The sequence below is a fragment of the Acidovorax delafieldii 2AN genome (assembly GCF_000175235.1).
GTDB classification, from domain to species: domain Bacteria; phylum Pseudomonadota; class Gammaproteobacteria; order Burkholderiales; family Burkholderiaceae_C; genus Acidovorax; species Acidovorax delafieldii_B.
Genome location: NZ_ACQT01000264.1, coordinates 1 through 4775, shown reverse-complemented (window position 1 = coordinate 4775; position 4775 = coordinate 1). Strand labels below are relative to the sequence as shown.

At 64.5% G+C, this 4775-nt stretch carries 4 protein-coding genes; 2 read left to right on the top strand and 2 right to left on the bottom strand.

Annotated features, from left to right (window positions below; translation table 11 throughout):
• Nucleotides 1-56: 56 nt before the first annotated feature.
• On the top strand, nucleotides 57-1118 hold the full coding sequence (locus ACDELDRAFT_RS19265) for a porin (protein ID WP_005799708.1): 1062 nt from the start codon (nucleotides 57-59) through the stop codon (nucleotides 1116-1118).
• Between the two features lie 130 nt (nucleotides 1119-1248).
• On the opposite strand, the gene ahpF is transcribed toward ACDELDRAFT_RS19265, so the two are convergent.
• Complete coding sequence (ahpF, locus tag ACDELDRAFT_RS19260) at nucleotides 1249-2817, bottom strand: alkyl hydroperoxide reductase subunit F (protein ID WP_005799707.1); 1569 nt, start codon at nucleotides 2815-2817, stop codon at nucleotides 1249-1251.
• A gap of 173 nt (nucleotides 2818-2990) precedes the next feature.
• A complete protein-coding gene (gene ahpC, locus ACDELDRAFT_RS19255; RefSeq protein WP_005799706.1) occupies nucleotides 2991-3554 on the bottom strand; it encodes an alkyl hydroperoxide reductase subunit C in 564 nt (187 codons plus the stop codon).
• Between the two features lie 281 nt (nucleotides 3555-3835).
• Between ahpC and bfr the strand changes: the two genes are divergently transcribed.
• The gene (gene bfr, locus ACDELDRAFT_RS19250) at nucleotides 3836-4312 is read left to right on the top strand and encodes a bacterioferritin (RefSeq protein ID WP_005799705.1); all 477 of its coding nucleotides are present in this window, start codon (nucleotides 3836-3838) and stop codon (nucleotides 4310-4312) included.
• The last annotated feature ends 463 nt before the right edge of the window (nucleotides 4313-4775 follow it).

Here is a 4775-nt window from a genome sequence, read left to right as displayed (position 1 = left end):
GCACTGCCCTCCGGGTGCGGCGCACCGCCGCGCCCCTCACAACGACAAGGAGACACATGAAACCCCAACACCTGGCGTGGCTCGCCACCCTGGCCACCCCCGCGCTCACCCTGGCGCAGACCAGCACAACCATGTACGGCATCGCCGATACCGGCGTGCGCCATACCGCCGGCATGACCGCCGCCAATGCGCCCAGCAGCGTCTCTGCCACCAGCCTGGCCAGCGGCGTCAACAACACCAGCCGCTTCGGGCTGCGGGGCCGGGAGGAACTGGGGGGCGGCCTCTACGCACTCTTCAACTTTGAGACCGGCCTGAACATCGACAGCGGCAGCACTGCCAACGCCAAGTTCTTCGACCGCGCCGCCATCGTCGGCATGGGCGGCGCCTGGGGCCAGCTCACGGCTGGCCGGCAGACCAATCTGCTGGCCGATGCCGTGAGCCCTGTGGACGCCGCAGGCATGCGCTTCGCATCGTTCAACCCCAACATCGTCACGGCGGCTTTGAGCAACCATGGCCTGGGCGTTGAATACGGCACGGCGGGCTCCTCCAGCGGCTCTTACCGCCTGGACAACGCCCTCAAGTACACGGGCCGGTTCGGGCCCGTCACTGCACGCGCCATGTACAGCTTCGGAGAAAACGCGGGAAGCACCCAGGCCCAGTCCTCGGCGGGCGCAGGTCTGGCCTATGCCGCGGGGGATTGGTCCGTTTCGGGCGCCGTCCAGCGCTTCAAGACCGCAGGCAACCTGACATTGCAGGCCGCCACGCTGGGCGCCGCCTACCAGGTGGGACGCGTGCGCCTGGCCGCCAACACGGCGCGCAGCGAAGGCGACACGTCCGCCACGGCGCGCACGCAGCAGCGGGTGCACTCAGCGGGCGCGACATGGTCGGTGACAGGCGCGGTGGACCTCACCGCCGCTGTGTACCGCCTTGACCGCCAACGGACCGGCAAGCAGGAAGACGGCTACACCCGGGCCTTCCTGTTTGCCGAATACAAGCTTTCCCGCCGCACCAAACTGTATGCAGAGCTGGACCGCACCCAGTGGCGCGACGGCTTCCAGGGCGCCGCCAACAAGGACCGCGCCACCGGCCTCACCACAGGCATGCTGCACACCTTCTGACCCGGCTCCCGGCCCAGGCATTCAGAGCGTCAGAAAAAAACGGCGGGGCTGTTCGTCACAGCTCCGCCGCTTTCATTTTGATAGCTGCCAGTGCTCATCCCATAAGCGCTACCGCCCTATTTACCGTAAATCATGCAGGCACGCCGGTGCGGATCAGGTGATCGAACGCGCTCAGCGCTGCCGTGGCCCCGGCGCCTGCGGCAATCACGATCTGCTTGTAGGGCACCGTGGTGCAGTCGCCGGCGGCAAACACGCCAGGCACGTTGGTGTGGCCCTTGGCATCGATCTCGATCTCGCCAAACTTGCTCAGCTCGACCGTACCCTTGAGCCAGTCGGTGTTGGGCACCAGGCCGATCTGCACGAACACGCCCTCCAGCGGCACGAGCTGCTCCTGGCCCGTGGCCCGGTCCTTGAACCGCAGGCCGTTGACCTTGCCGTCAGCGCCGGTGATCTCGGTGGTCTGCGCGTTGGTGTGGATGGTGACGTTGGGCAGGCTCTTGAGTTTGTTGACCAGCACGGCGTCGGCCTTGAGCTGGTCGGCAAATTCGACCAGCGTGACATGCGCCACCACGCCAGCCAGGTCGATGGCAGCCTCGACACCCGAGTTGCCGCCGCCGATGACGGCCGTGCGCTTGCCCTTGAACAGCGGGCCGTCGCAGTGCGGGCAGTAGGCCACGCCCTTGTTCTTGTACTCGGCTTCGCCGGGCACGTTCACGTTGCGCCAGCGCGCGCCGGTGGACAGCACCACCGTCCTGGCCTTGAGCGAGCCGCCGTTGGCCAGCTGCACCTCAATCAGCCCGCCGGGCTGTGCCGCCGGCACCAGCTTGTCGGCGCGCTGCAGGTTCATGATGTCCACGTCGTAGGCGCGGGTGTGGGCCTCCAGCGCGGCGGCGAACTTGGGACCGTCGGTTTCGAGCACCGAGATGTAGTTCTCGATGCCCAGCGTGTCGTTGACCTGGCCGCCAAAGCGCTCGGCGGCCACGCCGGTGCGGATGCCCTTGCGCGCCGCGTACACGGCGGCCGCTGCGCCCGCAGGGCCGCCGCCGATGATGAGCACGTCGTAGGGCGCCTTGGCCGAGAGCTTGGCAGCATCGCGCGCCGCCGCGCCGGTGTCGAGCTTGGCCACGATTTCTTCCACTGTCATGCGGCCCGAGGCGAATTCCTGGCCGTTCAGGTAAACCATGGGCACGGCCATGATCTCGCGCTCGGTCACTTCCTGCTGGAAGGCGCCGCCTTCGATCACCGTGGTCTTGATCTTGGGGTTGAGGATGGCCATGAGCGCCAGCGCCTGCACCACGTCCGGGCAGTTGTGGCAGGTGAGGCTCATGTAGACCTCGAAATGGAAGTCGCCGTCCAGCGCCTGGATCTGCTCGATCACGTCCTGCTCGACCTTGGGCGGGTGGCCGCCGGTCCACAGCAGGGCCAGCACCAGTGAGGTGAATTCATGGCCCAGCGGCAGGCCGGCAAAACGCAGCTGGCTGGTGCTGCCGCTGCGCTGCAGGGTAAACGAGGGCTTGCGGGCGTCGTTGCCATCGGTGCGCAGGCTGATCTTGTCGCTGCGCAGCGACTGGATGGTTTGCAGCAGCTCCAGCATCTCGCGGGAGGTTTCGCTGTCGTTCAGGGATGCCACCAGCTCGAACGGCTGCTGCACGCGCTCCAGGTATGCCGAAAGTTGGGTCTTGAGTTGGTCGTCGAGCATGGTGGTGTTCCTTCTGGGTTCGAGTTGTAGGGTGTGTGCAGGTCGCTTTTGGCGCCGCCCCACGCAATGGCGGAAATTGCAGGCGAAAAAAAGCCGGACGGCATGGCGCAGGCGCCACAGCGGTGTCCGGCCTGGGAGCGCCGGGGCGCTCCGCCGTCAATCGGCTTTGTGGCTTAGATCTTGCCGACCAGGTCCAGCGACGGAGCGATGGTCTTGGCGCCTTCGTTCCACTTGGCGGGGCACACCTCGCCAGGATGCGACGCGGTGTACTGGGCTGCCTTGAGCTTGCGCAGGGTTTCCTTCACATCACGGGCGATTTCGTTGGAGTGGACTTCCATGGTCTTGATCACGCCATCGGGGTTGATGATGAAGGTGCCGCGCAGTGCCAGGCCTTCTTCTTCGATGTGCACGTCGAAGGCGCGGGTCAGCTGGTGCGTGGGGTCGCCCACCAGGGGGAACTTGGCCTTGCCGACGGCAGGAGAGGTTTCGTGCCACACCTTGTGCGAGAAGTGCGTGTCGGTGGTGACGATGTACACCTCCGTGTTGGCCTTCTGGAATTCGGCGTAGTGCTCGGCCGCGTCTTCCACTTCGGTGGGGCAGTTGAAGGTGAAGGCTGCGGGCATGAAGATCACGACCGACCACTTGCCCTTCAGGCTCTCTTCGGTCACGGTGACGAACTTGCCGTTGTGGAAGGCTTCGGTCTTGAAGGGCTGAACTTGGGTATTGATCAGGGACATTGCTGTTTCCTTGGTGGTTGGTTGACTGAACAGGACTGAACAGGACTGAAGTCTAGGCTTTTCACAGCCATCAATCCAATTAATTGATTTGATTGAATCAATTGAGCATTGCTATTTTATGACGATCGCCCCCGCAAGTTTCGAAGGGCCGGTGAAGCCCCTTCGCGCGCAGTCTGCGGCGCGACCGCAGCGCTTGCGCGGCACCGACACCAGGGCCTTGGTTGCGCTGGCAGGCAGGGGTCACGACAATGACCGTCGAATCAACACACCAAGGAGTCCCCATGAAAGGTGATGCACAGGTCATTGGCCATCTGCAGGCGCAGCTCAAGAACGAACTCACGGCCATCAACCAGTACTTCCTGCACTACCGCATGCTCAAGCACTGGGGCTTCGACAAGCTGGCCAAGAAGGAATACGCCGAATCGATGGGCGAGATGAAGCATGCCGACTGGCTGATGGACCGCATCTTCATGCTCGACGGCCTGCCCAACCTGCAGGACCTGGCCAAGATCCAGGTGGGTGAAGACGTGCCCGAAATCCTGGCCTGCGACCTGCGCGCCGAACAGGGTGCACAGGCCACGATCAAGGACGGCATCGCCCACTGCGAAACCGTGCGCGACTACGTCTCGCGCGACCTGCTGCAAAAAATCCTGGACGACACCGAGGAGCACATCGACTTTCTCGAAACCCAGATCGACCTGATCGCCAAGGTGGGCCTGCCCAACTACCTGCAGTCGCAGATGGGCGAAGTGGAATAAGCGGCGCGACACCAGAGCACCACCACGGGCCTTCGGGCCCGTTTTTTTTCGCCCGGGCCGCGCAGTGCAAGGCGTGCAGGTTGTTGCAACAGCGCGTCATCCGCTACAAATTTACACCAAACAAATGAGAATCAATATCAACAACAATACAATTCAAGGCGGTTTTCACCCTTCCTAGCCAGCCAGCATTGCCGGGCCATGCCCCCGTTGCAGCCAGCGTTTTCCCAGAAACCTGACTGGAGCCCCGCCATGCCGCTTCGCCCCCTCCATTGCATCCCACGCCGCCCATGTCTGGCGGCACGTGCCCGTTCCCTGCCCCCGTTCGCACAGCCATGAAGGCGGCACGCGTGGACGGGCGTTACCGCCTTGCTGTCGCCGTGCGCACCCTTGCCGCAACCGCCGGCGGGTATGCCGTGGCGGCCGCCGTGGCCGCGGCGCTGTCGCTGGCCCTGGCAGCGCACAT